The following is a 14,428-nucleotide window of genomic DNA, read 5'->3' on the forward strand; positions in this document are numbered from 1 at the left end:
TGACCGGGATATTCCCAGGAGAGTAAAATGGCTGCTAAAGAAGTAAAATTCGGTCGCAATGCGCGCGAAAAGATGCTGCGCGGCGTCGATATCCTCGCTGACGCTGTAAAGGTAACGCTCGGCCCTAAGGGTCGTAACGTTGTTATCGACAAGTCCTTCGGCGCTCCACGCATCACCAAAGACGGTGTATCGGTTGCCAAGGAAATCGAACTGGAAGACAAGTTCGAAAACATGGGCGCACAGATGCTGCGCGAAGTGGCTTCGAAGACCAACGACACTGCCGGTGACGGCACGACAACCGCGACCGTTCTTGGTCAGGCCATCGTTCAGGAAGGTGCCAAGGCTGTTGCTGCTGGCATGAACCCGATGGATCTGAAGCGCGGTATCGACCTCGCAGTTACTGAAGTTGTTGGCGAATTGCTCAAGAAGGCAAAGAAGATCAACACTTCGGAAGAAGTTGCTCAGGTTGGCACGATCTCCGCTAACGGCGAAGCCGAAATCGGCAAGATGATTGCTGAAGCGATGCAGAAAGTCGGCAACGAAGGCGTCATCACGGTTGAAGAAGCCAAGACCGCTGAAACCGAACTCGAAGTCGTTGAAGGCATGCAGTTCGACCGCGGCTACCTGTCGCCATACTTCGTCACCAACCCTGACAAGATGGTTGCTGATCTCGAAGACGCATACATCCTTCTGCACGAAAAGAAGCTCTCGAACCTGCAGGCTCTTCTGCCAGTTCTCGAAGCTGTCGTTCAGACTTCCAAGCCACTCATCATCGTTGCTGAAGACGTCGAAGGCGAAGCTCTTGCTACCCTCGTTGTCAACAAGCTGCGTGGCGGCCTGAAGATTGCTGCTGTTAAGGCTCCTGGCTTCGGTGATCGCCGCAAGGCAATGCTCGAAGACATCGCGATCCTCACCGGCGGTCAGGTCATCTCCGAAGACCTCGGCATCAAGCTCGAAAGCGTTACGCTCGACATGCTCGGCCGCGCCAAGAAGGTTTCGATCAACAAGGAAACCACCACCATCGTTGATGGCGCTGGCAAGAAGGCTGAGATCGACGCACGCGTTGGCCAGATCAAGCAGCAGATCGAAGAAACCTCTTCCGACTACGACCGCGAAAAGCTGCAGGAACGTCTTGCTAAGCTTGCTGGTGGCGTTGCAGTTATCCGCGTTGGCGGTGCAACGGAAATCGAAGTTAAGGAAAAGAAGGATCGCGTTGACGATGCTCTGAACGCAACCCGCGCTGCGGTTGAAGAAGGCATTGTTGCAGGCGGCGGTACCGCTTTGCTCCGCGCTTCGGTCAAGATCACCGTCAAGGGCATCAATTCCGACCAGGAAGCTGGCATCAACATCGTTCGTCGCGCTCTGCAGGCTCCGGCTCGTCAGATCACGACCAATGCTGGTGAAGAAGCTTCGGTTATCGTAGGCAAGATCCTCGAAAACTCCTCGGAAACCTTCGGCTACAACACTGCAAACGGTGAATATGGCGATCTGATCGCACTCGGCATCGTTGACCCAGTTAAGGTTGTCCGTACCGCTCTGCAGAATGCAGCTTCAATTGCTGGCCTGCTGATCACCACGGAAGCCATGATTGCTGAACTTCCTAAGAAGGATTCGGCTCCAGCTGGCATGCCTGGCGGCATGGGCGGCATGGATTTCTAAGAAATCCATAAAGCGCGCCCATGGTACAAAGCCTGCGCCGCAGAGCGGTGCGGGTTGCGGCATGGACTTCTAAGAAGTCTAAAAGCCAAAACTATCTAGAAAAGGCGGCCTCTGGCCGCCTTTTTTACGTCGTGTAACTCTTTGTGATTTATGGAAAATTTACCTATCGCAAGCTTTATTATGTTGCCCGCATGTATTTTAGCATTTTCTGATTTACTTTCGGCGACTTTCATGGTCAATCGCTAGCGATACGAGATGGACTTCCTGTTTGCCCCCGCACTTTGGAAGTCCTGTCTCAGGCAACAGGAAGGGCAGGCGCAAGCCTGCCTTTCCACTTTTTGGCGACCAATCATTTATTCCGCTGCATCCGCGTGCGCAACGTCGCTGCCAGACAGGCGTGCATCGTAGCACGCACGCGCCATCATGACCTGTGCCTCATTGGCAATTGCCCATTCTCCCAAACCACGAACCGGCTTGAGCAGATCGCGGCCCAACTCCGTCAGTTCATATTCCACCTTCGGCGGGATGGTTGGAAACACCGTCCGCGATACAAATCCATCGCGCTCTAGATTACGTAACGTGGTGGTCAGCATTTTCTGTGAAATACCATCGACTGTGCGGCGAATTTCATTAAACCGCATCGGACGATTGCCGAGATAGCTGACGATCAGAACTGACCATTTATCGCCGACACGGGACAGAATATCCGTCACTGCTTTGCAAGCGCTGGTTTCCTTGAAGTCACCGGGTTTCATAAAAGTGCCTCCTTGCGCGATATTGATAGTCACTTGTATAGCGTTAGTCTCTATTGGTTACCACTCAAAAAGGAAATATCCATGAGTAAGCTAAAAGTGGCCGTGATCGTCGGCAGCACCCGCGAACAGCGTTTCTCGCCAGTATCAGCGGAATGGATCGCAAAGGTTGCGGCAGAACGCCCGGAGTTTGACGTCGAAATACTGGACCTTGCTGATTACCCGATGGGTTTTTATGGCGACACGACCACCACAACCGCACAGGCTGAGACCGCCGACAAGTGGAAAACCAAGCTTCGCGAGTTCGACGCTTACATCCTCACCGCCGCTGAATACAACCACGCTCCCACGGCCGTTTTAAAGAACGCGATTGACTACGGTGACTGGATCCAGAAGCCGATGGGTTTTGTAGGCCACGGCGGCGTCGGCGGTGCGCGTGCTGTCGAACAGTTGCGTATGATCGCCGTTGAAATGTCATCCATGTCGGTTAAAACCGGCGTACATATCCTGTTCCCGGATTACCTGGCAGTCGTCAAAAAAGAAAACACGCTGGATGATTTCCCCCACCTCGCAGAAGCAGCAAAAAACATGCTGGATCAGCTTGCATGGTGGGGCCACGCCCTGAAGGCAGCTCGCGCAGGCTGATTAACCTCATGAAAAGCCGGGTAATGGCTCTATGAGTTGCATAACCCGGCCATAACCCAGCTTGCCGCAAAGCTTTTTCGCACTATGATTATCAGAACGACAATTGGGATGGATAGTCATATGCGTAAGGAATTACCGATAGCGACCGCTCCAAAAGACGGACGGAAAGTCACTGTGGTCTGGATCGATGATGACGATCAACGCAATGAATCGGTTGGCCAGTATCGTTCGCTCGATAAGCTTCAGGCCGGCGGCGGCGACTGGGATGAAACAGACACTGGCTGGTGGATTTTCACCGACAGCAAAACCCAGCAAAAGGTCGAGCCGACCGCGTGGATTTCCGAAACCGATGACGGCGATGACGACAACGAGGATAACTGAGCACCAGTGCCTCAAGACGATCAATAAAATTTGACTTTTATAGTCATATTTTATCAAATGCTTGAGACTAAAGCTGTGCCGTGCAAGCATTCCCGTGAACAATAATCCACCAATGCTGTTATTCTCGATTCTACAGGCGGGCATTTCACCCGCCTGAAACAAGCCGGAGACTGAAAATGACCGCCACGCGTACCGAAACAGATACTTTCGGACCGATTGATGTTGCCGCCGACCGTTATTGGGGTGCGCAGACGCAGCGCTCGCTGCATAATTTCAAGATCGGGGGCGAGCGCATGCCTCTGCCGCTCGTACATGCATTGGGCGTGGTCAAGCGTGCAGCCGCTGAAACCAATATCGCGTTGGGCAAGCTCGATCCGGTTCTCGGTCAGGTGATTGCTGTTGCGGCATCCGAAGTCATCGAAGGCAAACTGGACGATCATTTTCCGCTTGTCGTCTGGCAGACGGGTTCCGGCACGCAGTCGAACATGAATGCCAATGAAGTCATTTCGAACCGCGCTATCGAGCTTCTTGGCGGTGAACTCGGCTCCAAAAAGCCGGTCCATCCGAATGACCACGTCAATATGAGCCAGTCGTCAAACGACAGCTTCCCAACCGCAATTCACATTGCGACCGCCGTTGAAGCGGTAAATCGTCTTTATCCGGCACTGACACATCTCACCAAAGCGCTCAAAGCCAAGGAGGAAGCGTTCAAGGACATCATCAAGATCGGCCGCACGCATACGCAGGATGCGACACCGGTTACGCTCGGTCAGGAGTTTTCCGGCTATCGCGCAGCACTCGAATATGCCCGCCACCGCATCGAACAGTCACTCGCAGACGTGTTCCTGCTGGCGCAGGGGGGGACGGCTGTCGGCACTGGGCTTAATGCACCTAAGGGCTTTGACACGGGCTTTGCCGATGCAGTGAGCGAAATCACAGGTCTTAGCTTCAAGACAGCACCAAACAAGTTTGAAGCCCTGGCCAGCCACGGCGCCCTTACAAACTTCCACGGCAGCCTCAATGCGCTCGCTGCTGATCTGTTCAAGATTGCCAACGATATCCGCTTCCTGGGTTCGGGTCCTCGCTCCGGTCTTGGTGAACTATCGTTGCCGGAAAATGAGCCCGGCTCATCAATCATGCCCGGCAAGGTCAACCCGACACAGGCCGAAGCTTTGACGATGGTCGCAACGCAGGTTTTTGGCAACCAGACGACAGTTACAGTTGCGGCAAGTCAGGGCCACTTCGAGCTCAATGTTTTCAAGCCGGTCATCGCTTATAATGTGCTGCAGTCGATCCGTATCCTGAGCGATGCCATGGTTTCATTTGCCGACCATTGCGTTGAAGGCATTGAAGCGAATGAAGATCGTATCAAGGATCTTCTCGAACGCTCGCTGATGCTCGTAACAGCGCTGGCTCCAGCTATCGGCTATGACAATGCGGCGAAGATCGCCAAGACCGCACACAAGAACGGGACAACTTTGCGGGAAGAAGCGTTGAAGAGCGGTCACGTCTCCGAAGAAGACTACGACCGCTTGGTACGCGCGGAAAAAATGATCGCACCGGAGTGATTGTGCATATGCGGTGAACAAACTGTCGAGGAATATCTATCTTTCCTTGACAGTGTGGAGTAGGTATTTGATTGCTCAGTTTAATTGGAGATACCCCTGATGCCCTCTATCACTCCTCAGAGCAACGGCCTGGCCACGCTCGTCGCACGCGTCTTTCTTTCGATCCTGTTCATTCTCGCTGGCTTCAGCAAGCTGACTGCAATTTCCGGTACAGCTGGCTACTTCGCCGGTCTCGGCCTGCCGGTCCCAACTGTGACTGCCGTTCTGGTTGGTCTGGTTGAGTTTGTTGGTGGCCTCGCCATTCTGGTTGGTTTCCAGACCCGTATTGCTGCCGCAATCGTGGCTCTCTTCACCATCGGTGCAACCCTTGTTGCCCACATGAACTTCGCTGAAGGCATGAACGCGATGATGGCACAGAAAAACCTCGCCATTGCCGGCGGTCTGATCCTTCTGGCGCTTCAGGGTGCGGGTTCGATTTCGATCGATGCAAAGCGCGGCTGATCGAGCTTCGATATACATTTTGAAAAAGCCGCGCCTCAACAGCGCGGCTTTTTAGTATTCGCTTTATTAATACACAGAACTGTTACTTTGAACGCGCAATGATTGCATCCTTCGATCTTGTAAGATAATGCAGCCGCCTATTTTCATTTTGGAAAGACATATCGTCCTCCCAGACGTGTCTCATAACTTAGCTTGTAGAGAAAAAATGGCCGTTTCACCCGCAACGAATAGTCAGCTTCGTGCTGATGCCCATTCGGGCAAAAATTACAATTTTGCGCTCGCCAGCCTCACCATGCTCTTCTTCATGTGGGGCTTCATCACCTGTCTCAACGACATTCTGATCCCGCATCTCAAGGGCGTCTTTCAGCTCAACTATTTCCAGTCGATGCTGATCCAGTTCTGCTTCTTCGGCGCTTATTTCATCGTCTCGCTGCCAGCCGGTGCGCTTGTAAAGCGGATTTCCTATAAGTGGGGCATTGTAACCGGTCTGGTCGTAGCTGCTATCGGCTGCGCATTGTTCATTCCAGCTGCATCTTATCGCGTCTACGCGCTCTTTCTCGGGGCGCTTTTCGTTCTGGCTTCGGGCGTCACAATCCTTCAGGTCGCAGCAAATCCATACGTCACGGTTTTGGGCACTTCGGAAACCGCAGCGAGCCGTTTGACACTTACTCAGGCTTTCAACTCGCTTGGAACAACAGTTGCACCACTCTTTGGCGCATTCCTCATTCTTTCTGCTGCCACAACCGACGCTGCAAATTCCGCTGAAGCAGATGCGGTTCAGTTCCCTTACCTACTGCTGGCACTGGCTTTCGCCGTTCTCGCAGTGGTGTTCGCGATCCTGAAATTGCCAGATGTTCAGGAAGAAGAAACTGCCGTATCGAGCAAAGAAGAAGGCTCCGCCTGGCAATATCGCCATCTGGTGCTCGGCGCGGTCGGCCTGTTCGTCTATGTGGGCGCGGAAGTCAGCATCGGCAGCTTCCTCGTCAACTTCCTGAGCGATCCTTCAATCGCAGGACTGACTGAAGCCGATGCCGCACATCACGTTACCTATTTCTGGGGCGGCGCAATGGTCGGACGGTTCATCGGCTCCGTTGCAATGCGCTATATTGATGACGGCAAGGCGCTTGCCTTCAATGCAGCAATCGCAATTGTTCTGCTGCTCATCACGGTCGCTACCACAGGCCATGTTGCCATGTGGTCGGTACTTGCTATCGGCCTGTTCAACTCGATCATGTTCCCAACCATCTTCAGCCTCGCGCTGCATGGTCTTGGCAAACACACCAGCCAGGGCTCCGGCATTCTGTGTCTGGCCATTGTTGGCGGCGCGATTATCCCGCTCATTCAGGGCGCATTGGCCGATACTGTTGGCATTCATCTGGCATTCCTGATGCCAATCGTCTGCTACATTTATATCGCCTATTACGGTCTGATTGGCAGCAAGCCAAAGATCTAAACAAAGAAATCCGGTCTGAATTTCAGACCGGATTTTTTAATTCAATTCAGTATTTATCAGCCAGCAAGCCCCTTGCGAATACGCGCAACGACTTCCGCAACCCGTGTATTTGTCACACTGCCACGGGCAGATACAAGACAGGCCTGCGAGCGCAGGATGATACCGTCTTCGAGAACCTTCAGATGATTAGCCGTCAACGTCGAACCGGTTGAAGTAATGTCGACGATCATATCAGCAGAGCCTGCTGCTGGTGCACCTTCAGTTGCTCCAAGGCTTTCGACAATGCGATAAACCTGAATACCGTGCTTTTGCGAAAAGAACTGCTGCGTCAGGCGCCAGTATTTGGTTGCAATACGCAAACGGCGTCCATGACGCTGACGGAAATCGGCAGCCACGTCATCAAGATCTGCCATAGTCGTCACATCGCGCCAGACTGCCGGCACTGCAACCACAACATCGGCATGACCAAAGCCAAGCTCCGCTTCAATCGCGACGCGCTCATCAGCATGAGCCAGCGTCTCACGAACAAGGTCTTCACCCGTTACGCCAAGATCGACGCTGCCATAACCCAGTTCACGCGCAATTTCTGATGCCGACAGGAACAGAATGTCGATGTCATTCTCGCCTTCAACGCGCGCGCGATAATTGCGCGAATCGTCTGGCAGAACGACCTTGTATCCCGCCTTTTCCAGAACTGTGAGCGTCTGCTCCTTCAACCGTCCCTTGGAAGGAAGTGCCAATGTCACAGTCATGATTGTTCTCCACTCAGCGCCTGAAGCCGGTCGAGCCAGATGGAAAAGCCAACCCCGGGGATATTTTCGGATGCGCCAAGCATCGTCAGCAGACGGTCGTAACGACCGCCACCCGCCAGAACCATATCCTTGTCGCTGCCCGCCTGACGGATTTCGTAGACAAGGCCGGTGTAATAATCGAGCGGACGACCAAAAGACGCGTCATAAACGATGTCTTCCGCCGAAATACCGGCTGCAATAATTGCGTCGGTACGGGCTTCAAATTTTTGCAGAACGGCATTCAAATCAAGCGCATTATCGGCAGCGAAAGCCCGCAACGTGATGCTAGCAGCTTCCAGCGAAACACGCGTTGCGAGGAACCGCTTCAACACTTCAAGGGCCGAGGATGGAAACCGCGTTGCAGCCAGATCTTCTTTCTCGATCAGGCGACGCGCAATCTCGGCAGGCGTGCGGCCTGCTCCCGGTGAAACGCCAGCTTCCAGCATTTCGGTTTCCAGCATGCGCGCAAGCCCTGCCTCATCACCTTCGGCGACAAGGCCCGCGAGCTGTTCAGGTAGCGGATCATTGCGCTGTTCGCCGGTCAGTTCGGCAAAAGCTGCTTCCATGGTATGTTCGTCGCCAAAAGCACGCAGCAATTTCTTGCGCCATCCCTGTGGCAAACCAAGCGCTTTGAGCATGCCTGCAAAAACGGCTTGATCACCCAGAACGATTTCAAGCTTCACGTCCACAGCAGTAGACTTCACACATGCAAGTGCATCGCCAATCGAACGTGCATCCGATGCAGCCTCATCGGCAGCACCGAGATCTTCAATGCCTGCCTGTAGAAATTCAGCAGCGCCATCACGACGCTGACGGAAAACCTCGCCGAGATAGGCATAACGCTTAGGCGTTGCGGCATTGAGCGCGATGTGATTGCGGCAGACCGGAATGGTGAATTCCGGGCGCAGGCAAAGGCTATCGCCATTCTCGTTTTCGGTTAGGAAGATACGGCGGCGCAAATCCTCGCCCGCCATATCCAGAAACGGATCGGCTGGCTGGATCAGCGGAATATCAACAAGCTCCGCTTCGCTGGCATCAAGTTGACCACGAAGCGTGGCGAAGATCGGTGATGTGCGTGATCCAGTCATCGTCCCGTCACTTTGTCTGCTGTGCGCGATCGCGAGCCTGCGCTGCAAGGATTTCGCGAACTGCTTCAACGATACCGTCTTCCTTGACCGTGACCTGCGCCGGGCGGCTCTCGCGCCAAGTCGCGTTGTCCTCGATTTCAGCAGAGATACGCTTGCCTTCAATCAGATCCTTGATCTGAACTTCGCCTGCTTCACGCTCCTGCGAGCCCTGAATGATCACGCATGGCGCATCGCGACGATCCGCATATTTCATCTGCGCTTTCATGCCGGAGCCACCGACATACATTTCAGCGCGAATGCCAGACTGACGCAAATCGGAAACCATCTTCTGATAGCGGCCGAGGCTTGCGGCGTCCTTGTCCATGACCAGCACGACGACCGGGCCAACCACGTCAGAAACATCAAGTTTGCCGAGGTTCTTCAACGCAGTCATCAGGCGCGAAACGCCAATCGAGAAGCCGGTTGCAGGCACTGGTTCGCCATGGAAACGCGACACCAGACCATCATAACGACCGCCACCGCCAACTGAACCGAACACAACCTTCTGGCCGTCTTCGTTGGTCACATCAAACAGAAGTTCGGCTTCAAAGACAGGACCGGTATAATATTCAAGACCGCGAACCACGGATGGATCGACCTTCACGCGGCCTTCATAACCGCCAGCGTCGAACAGTGCTTCCATATCGGCAAGCTCCTGAACACCTTCTTCGCCCTTGGCGTTACCTGCAACAACTGCCCGCAAATTGGCAATAGTTTCGGCACCACTTGCACCACCCGCAGCGGTGAAGGCCAGAACCTTTTCCACGGCTGCATCGTCGAGCAACGCGCCCTTGGTGAAATCGCCGCTCTCATCGAGACGGCCCTTACCGAGCAAAAGGCGCACGCCTTCCGCACCAAACTTGTCCAGCTTGTCGATGGCGCGCAGAACATTGAGACGCTTGCCTGCATTCTCATCGCCTGCAAGACCAATCGCTTCGAGAACACCGTCGAGAACCTTACGGTTGTTGACGCGGATCACGTAATCGCCGCGCTGAATGCCAAGGCGTTCAACCGTATCAGCCATCATCATGCACATTTCGGCATCAGCCGAGACATTCGGGGCACCGACGGTGTCGGCATCGAACTGCATGAACTGGCGGAAACGACCCGGACCCGGCTTTTCATTGCGGAAAACCCAGCCATTGCGATAGCTGCGATAAGGCTTGGGCAGGCTTTCATAATTCTCAGCCACAAAGCGCGCAAGCGGTGCGGTCAGATCATAGCGCAGCGACAACCACTGCTCATCATCGTCCTGAAACGAGAACACGCCTTCATTCGGACGATCCTGATCCGGCAGGAACTTTCCAAGCGCGTCGGTATATTCAACGAGCGGCGTTTCGACCGGCTCAAACCCATAAAGGTCGTAGACCTCACGGATGGTTGCCGTCATCTTTTCGGTGGCGCGCAGATCATCTGGCACCCGATCGACAAACCCGCGCGGCAACCGCGCCTTCATCTTGTCCGCTTTATCGGCCATTTTTCCTGCCTGATCGCTGATTTTGTTCATGTTACGCCAGTAAGAACCGGCAAATCTGTTGCCGGTTTCCTAACGCATCAAACAGGGTGCGGCAAGTGCAGGAAGAGCTTTAAAAACCGATCCTCAGCGCGCGGCAATGGCAACAGCCACGCCAGCCATCATTCCAGCGCATGTGCGATTGGCAATCTTTACCAAGCGTGGTGTACGCAAAAAGCGGCGCGCCTGCACAGCGAGCAGCACCCAGGCGTAATAAACAACCGCAAGAACCATGAACATGACCAGCAGCAATTCGCCCCAACCAAGGATCGAAACACCTGTGAGATCAATCACAGTCGGCAGGATGGCGACATAGAAAACCATGATCTTTGGATTGCCAAGCGTGATTGCCAGTGCGCTCAGAAAAAGCCCGCCAGCCTCATTGCGACGCGGGATGATCGCTTCATTGGTAAGATCACCAACCGGCGCAAACCACATTCTCCATGCCAGATATACCAGATAAACAAGGCCACCATATTTGAGCACGAGGAAGACAGTGTGAAAATGCTGCGCCAGTGTAGAAAGTCCCCAAACAGCCAGAGACAGCCAGACGGCATCACCGATCCAGAGACCAAACATGAATGGAAAAACGCCTTTATGGCCACGGCTGATGACACGAGCGACCAACGCGCCAATATTCGGACCCGGCGTACCAGCTGCAACCATCAAAATTCCGGCAAAGACTGCAAGCGACGTCAGATCCATTTTCGCACTCCCAGAACGAACTTTGCGGTTGTGCCAGAAAACGGAAACTGGCGCAATCAGCACCCTCTCGTTAGTTGGGTCGCTTCAAAGCCTGTCGGAGTTTTTCAATATTCGAGCGGCAATGGCAGCCCTCAATGTGATCATTGACCAGCCCCATGGCCTGCATAAATGCGTAAACGGTGGTTGGTCCCACGAAAGACCAGCCACGCTTTTTGAGATCTTTTGAAATCCGGGTCGATGTGGCGGTGGTGGGATTGGCAGACAAGGTCGGATAATCCACCACTTCCGGACGATCTTCCGCACCCGGCTCAAACGACCAGAAATAGGCAGCGAGCGATCCTTTTTCTTTGACCAGCTCTATGGCGCGTTTGGCATTGTTGATTGTGGACACGATCTTTCCGCGATGGCGCACGATCCCCTTGTCAGCCAGTAGCCGCTCGATATCCGCATCGTCATAAAGGGCTACACGGTGGAAATCGAACCCGTCAAAGGCCGCACGAAAATTCTCACGCTTGCGCAGGATCGTCAGCCACGACAAGCCGGACTGGAAACCTTCAAGGCAGATTTTCTCGAACAGACGCTGGTCACTCGTTACAGGAACGCCCCACTCATTATCGTGATAGGCGATGTAATCAGGCAACTCACCTGGCCAGAAACAGCGGATCTTGCCATCAGCACTGACGATCAAGCCGGTCTTTTCTTGCACCGTGTCGCTCATTTCTGCCCTCCAAAGTTTCATTCATTTTTAATCATGTCGCGCAACTTGCCGCTAACCACAACTTTAATTTGAAGCAAGTCAAAGCCCGACACGCGGCAAAATTTACCTTTATGATTCCATTCCCCGGCACAATGGGCCCATGAATTTCGGGGCCGTTCTCCTGACAGGAGATGTCAGGAGTGCGACGGGCAACCGCGTTATTGCAGATGCTGGGCAGATGCAGAACGCAAAACAGTCGGATTTGGCTTATGAAACCACGTCATCTGCTTTTGATAGGATCACTCGCGGCAATCGCAGTCTCCATTGTGACCACCAGCATGGCTTTTGCCAATGATCGTTACGCAACCCAACCACCGGTTCGCGTTGACAATGAAACATCGCAGCGCTGGATCGCGCAGCTCAATGGACCGGCGGTTCGTATCCTGCCGCAACTCGATGCCACAGAGTCGCAGAAGCGCGCGATTGTTCGCCAGAAGCAGCCGCAAAAGCCGCGCTATCAGAATGTAAGTCAGCAGCGCCCTGCCGCCAATCCGGCAAAGGTTGTGCGCAAGAAGCAGCAACTTGATCCCGCATTCCTGCCACAGACAGTTTCTTATTCGGGTGGCGAAAAGCCCGGCACCCTCGTGATCGACACCGGCAAGCGCTTTCTCTATCTCGTTGAGGGCAATGGACAGGCCCGCCGTTATGGCATCGGCGTTGGCAAGCAGGGCTTTGGCTGGAAAGGCACGCAGCGCGTGAGCCGCAAAGCCGAATGGCCGACTTGGACACCACCAAAGGAAATGATCGCCCGCGAGCGCAAGAAGGGACGTATTCTGCCTGCTCAGATGAAGGGCGGGATCAACAATCCTCTTGGCGCACGCGCACTTTATCTCGGTTCCACCCTTTATCGTATCCACGGTACAAATCAGCCATGGACGATTGGGAAAGCCATGTCTTCAGGCTGCTTCCGTATGCGTAACGAAGATGTGACTGATCTCTATGGCCGCGTTCCCGTGGGCACTCGCGTGGTGGTGCGCTGACCCTTTCCTTTCAAACAAAGCTATCGAGCCGCTGTTATCGCCGTAACAGCGGCTTTTTTTGTCATCAAATTGAAACCTTTGGCTTTTTCTTGAAGAAAGCGCTGCGATCACCGACAAACATGTCGGAAATGACTTTCACTTTTCGTGCGAACACCCATATGCTGGAAAAGATACATCAAACAGTATGCACGTAAGAGGGAAGGACAGATCATGACCGTACCGGCGGTAAAACTGAACGACGGCAATCACATTCCACAGCTCGGTTACGGTGTCTGGCAAGTTGGCAACGATGAAGCCGTTGCGGCGGTCAGTGAAGCGTTGAAAGTCGGCTATCGCCACATCGACACCGCAGCCATTTATGGCAACGAAGAAGGCACCGGCAAAGCAATCACCGATTCAGGCATTGCCCGCAACGATATTTACCTGACGACCAAACTCTGGAACAGCGATCAAGGCTATGAATCGACCCTCAAGGCGTTCGACACAAGCCTGAAGAAGCTTGGCACCGATTATGTGGATCTTTATCTGATCCATTGGCCGATCCCTTCCAAGGACCTGTTCATGGAAACATGGCGTGCTTTCATCAAGCTGAAAGAAGAAGGTCGCGCGAAATCCATCGGCGTGTCGAATTTCCGCACCGCCGATCTTGAGCGTATTCTAAAGGAAAGCGACGTTACTCCGGTTCTGAACCAGATTGAGCTGCATCCGCAGTTCCAGCAGGACGAGTTGCGTCTGTTCCACAGCAAGCACGACATCGCGACAGAAGCCTGGAGCCCGCTCGGACAAGGCACAATTCTGGAAAATCCAACGCTGAAAACAATCGCTGATAAGCTCGGAAAATCAGTAGCTCAGGTAATCCTGCGCTGGCATATCGAGACCGGCAATATTGTCATCCCGAAGTCGGTTACGCCTGCTCGCATCAAGGAAAATTTCGATATTTTCGATTTCCGCCTCAATGGCACCGATCACGATGCGATCACCAAACTCGACAAGGCTGATGGCCGTATCGGACCAAATCCGAACACGTTTTCGCTGGGTTGATTGAAACGAGAAGCTCGGCTCTGCCGGGCTTCTTTTTTATCGCAGAAGCTTTAAGCTTCCGGTCAGTGAACGCACCCACTTGGCCGGGCCAGCAATGCCTACCCCATCGATCGTTTCCGATGAAAGCTCCCTATCTGGGAATGTCTTTTCATATTCTGCATAGACATGCAGTGCGCGGGCAAAGGCCGGGAATGCCACAACAGCCTGTCGTTCTTCAAAGCTTGCCGCCTTCAAAAAAATAGACCGAATAGTCTCCGCATCTGCCTGCAGAACCGGCACCGGGCGAGCAGAACTGATATCGATTGCAGTGCCTGATTTATCGGTCAGTTGTCGCGCTGCGATGAATGGCAGCTTCGCACCCAGACCTATGGAAATGGCCCCAACCGTATTGGCAAGCAATCCCAAGGACAGCTCTGGATTAACGATGATAGCGAGGCGTAAATCTTCTTGCATGATGGCTCCGACGGAACTGATATTTCAGCCAGAATTACACCGGGTAAGAAGGTATTTCTTATCTTTATTCCCTGTTTTAATTTAAAATTTGGTAGTATCTAC

General features: G+C 53.6%; 15 protein-coding genes. 8 read left to right on the forward strand and 7 right to left on the reverse strand.

Translation table 11 applies throughout. The features are described 5' to 3' along the window. The first annotated feature begins 27 nt into the window (after nt 1-27). The gene (gene groL / locus QBD00_RS11210) at nt 28-1,659 is read left to right on the forward strand and encodes a chaperonin GroEL (RefSeq protein ID WP_318579518.1); all 1,632 of its coding nucleotides are present in this window, start codon (nt 28-30) and stop codon (nt 1,657-1,659) included. 353 nt (nt 1,660-2,012) lie between these two features. Here the strand turns inward: groL and QBD00_RS11215 are convergent, their stop codons facing one another. Beyond that, nucleotides 2,013-2,414: a helix-turn-helix domain-containing protein gene (locus QBD00_RS11215; RefSeq protein ID WP_318579519.1), complete on the reverse strand. Its 402-nt coding sequence runs from the start codon at nt 2,412-2,414 to the stop codon at nt 2,013-2,015. 81 nt (nt 2,415-2,495) lie between these two features. Between QBD00_RS11215 and QBD00_RS11220 the strand changes: the two genes are divergently transcribed. From QBD00_RS11220 to QBD00_RS11240, 5 genes are all read left to right on the forward strand, one after another. Continuing rightward, complete coding sequence (locus QBD00_RS11220) at nt 2,496-3,056, forward strand: NADPH-dependent FMN reductase (RefSeq protein ID WP_151090987.1); 561 nt, start codon at nt 2,496-2,498, stop codon at nt 3,054-3,056. Between the two features lie 120 nt (nt 3,057-3,176). Next, nucleotides 3,177-3,437 (forward strand): hypothetical protein, encoded by a 261-nt coding sequence (locus QBD00_RS11225; RefSeq protein WP_151090989.1) that lies wholly within the window; start codon nt 3,177-3,179, stop codon nt 3,435-3,437. 176 nt (nt 3,438-3,613) lie between these two features. Next, the gene (gene fumC, locus QBD00_RS11230; protein ID WP_264232186.1) at nt 3,614-5,005 is read left to right on the forward strand and encodes a class II fumarate hydratase; all 1,392 of its coding nucleotides are present in this window, start codon (nt 3,614-3,616) and stop codon (nt 5,003-5,005) included. 99 nt (nt 5,006-5,104) lie between these two features. Beyond that, nucleotides 5,105-5,506 carry a DoxX family protein gene (locus QBD00_RS11235; protein WP_264232187.1) on the forward strand — a complete coding sequence of 134 codons (402 nt, stop codon included), beginning with the start codon at nt 5,105-5,107 and terminating at the stop codon, nt 5,504-5,506. 205 nt (nt 5,507-5,711) lie between these two features. Then, nucleotides 5,712-6,959, forward strand: coding sequence for a sugar MFS transporter (locus QBD00_RS11240; RefSeq protein ID WP_151090993.1), 1,248 nt, complete (start codon nt 5,712-5,714; stop codon nt 6,957-6,959). A gap of 56 nt (nt 6,960-7,015) precedes the next feature. On the opposite strand, the gene hisG is transcribed toward QBD00_RS11240, so the two are convergent. From hisG to QBD00_RS11265, 5 genes are all read right to left on the reverse strand, one after another. Continuing rightward, nucleotides 7,016-7,711, reverse strand: a complete 696-nt coding sequence (hisG, locus tag QBD00_RS11245; protein ID WP_318579520.1) for an ATP phosphoribosyltransferase — start codon at nt 7,709-7,711, stop codon at nt 7,016-7,018. After that, entirely contained in the window at nt 7,708-8,838 is a 1,131-nt protein-coding gene (locus QBD00_RS11250) for an ATP phosphoribosyltransferase regulatory subunit (RefSeq protein ID WP_318579521.1), read from the reverse strand. Before QBD00_RS11250 ends, hisG begins: the two co-directional genes overlap by 4 nt. A gap of 7 nt (nt 8,839-8,845) precedes the next feature. Then, nucleotides 8,846-10,354: a histidine--tRNA ligase gene (gene hisS / locus QBD00_RS11255; RefSeq protein ID WP_318579522.1), complete on the reverse strand. Its 1,509-nt coding sequence runs from the start codon at nt 10,352-10,354 to the stop codon at nt 8,846-8,848. Nucleotides 10,355-10,477: 123 nt separating this feature from the next. Next, complete coding sequence (locus tag QBD00_RS11260) at nt 10,478-11,095, reverse strand: LysE family translocator (protein ID WP_264232189.1); 618 nt, start codon at nt 11,093-11,095, stop codon at nt 10,478-10,480. 70 nt (nt 11,096-11,165) lie between these two features. Continuing rightward, nucleotides 11,166-11,813 (reverse strand): DNA-3-methyladenine glycosylase I, encoded by a 648-nt coding sequence (locus tag QBD00_RS11265; RefSeq protein ID WP_318579523.1) that lies wholly within the window; start codon nt 11,811-11,813, stop codon nt 11,166-11,168. A 248-nt stretch (nt 11,814-12,061) separates the two neighbouring features. Here QBD00_RS11265 and QBD00_RS11270 point away from each other — a divergent pair, with 248 nt between their 5' ends. Next, nucleotides 12,062-12,832 carry a L,D-transpeptidase gene (locus QBD00_RS11270; protein WP_151091003.1) on the forward strand — a complete coding sequence of 257 codons (771 nt, stop codon included), beginning with the start codon at nt 12,062-12,064 and terminating at the stop codon, nt 12,830-12,832. A 210-nt stretch (nt 12,833-13,042) separates the two neighbouring features. Then, on the forward strand, nt 13,043-13,873 hold the full coding sequence (locus tag QBD00_RS11275; RefSeq protein ID WP_151091005.1) for an aldo/keto reductase: 831 nt from the start codon (nt 13,043-13,045) through the stop codon (nt 13,871-13,873). A gap of 36 nt (nt 13,874-13,909) precedes the next feature. Here QBD00_RS11275 and QBD00_RS11280 read toward each other — a convergent pair whose 3' ends face one another. Beyond that, on the reverse strand, nt 13,910-14,326 hold the full coding sequence (locus QBD00_RS11280; RefSeq protein WP_318579524.1) for a DUF2000 domain-containing protein: 417 nt from the start codon (nt 14,324-14,326) through the stop codon (nt 13,910-13,912). Nucleotides 14,327-14,428: the final 102 nt, after the last annotated feature.

This window comes from Ochrobactrum sp. AN78 (assembly GCF_029909885.1).
In the GTDB taxonomy this organism is placed as follows: Bacteria; Pseudomonadota; Alphaproteobacteria; order Rhizobiales; family Rhizobiaceae; genus Brucella; species Brucella quorumnocens.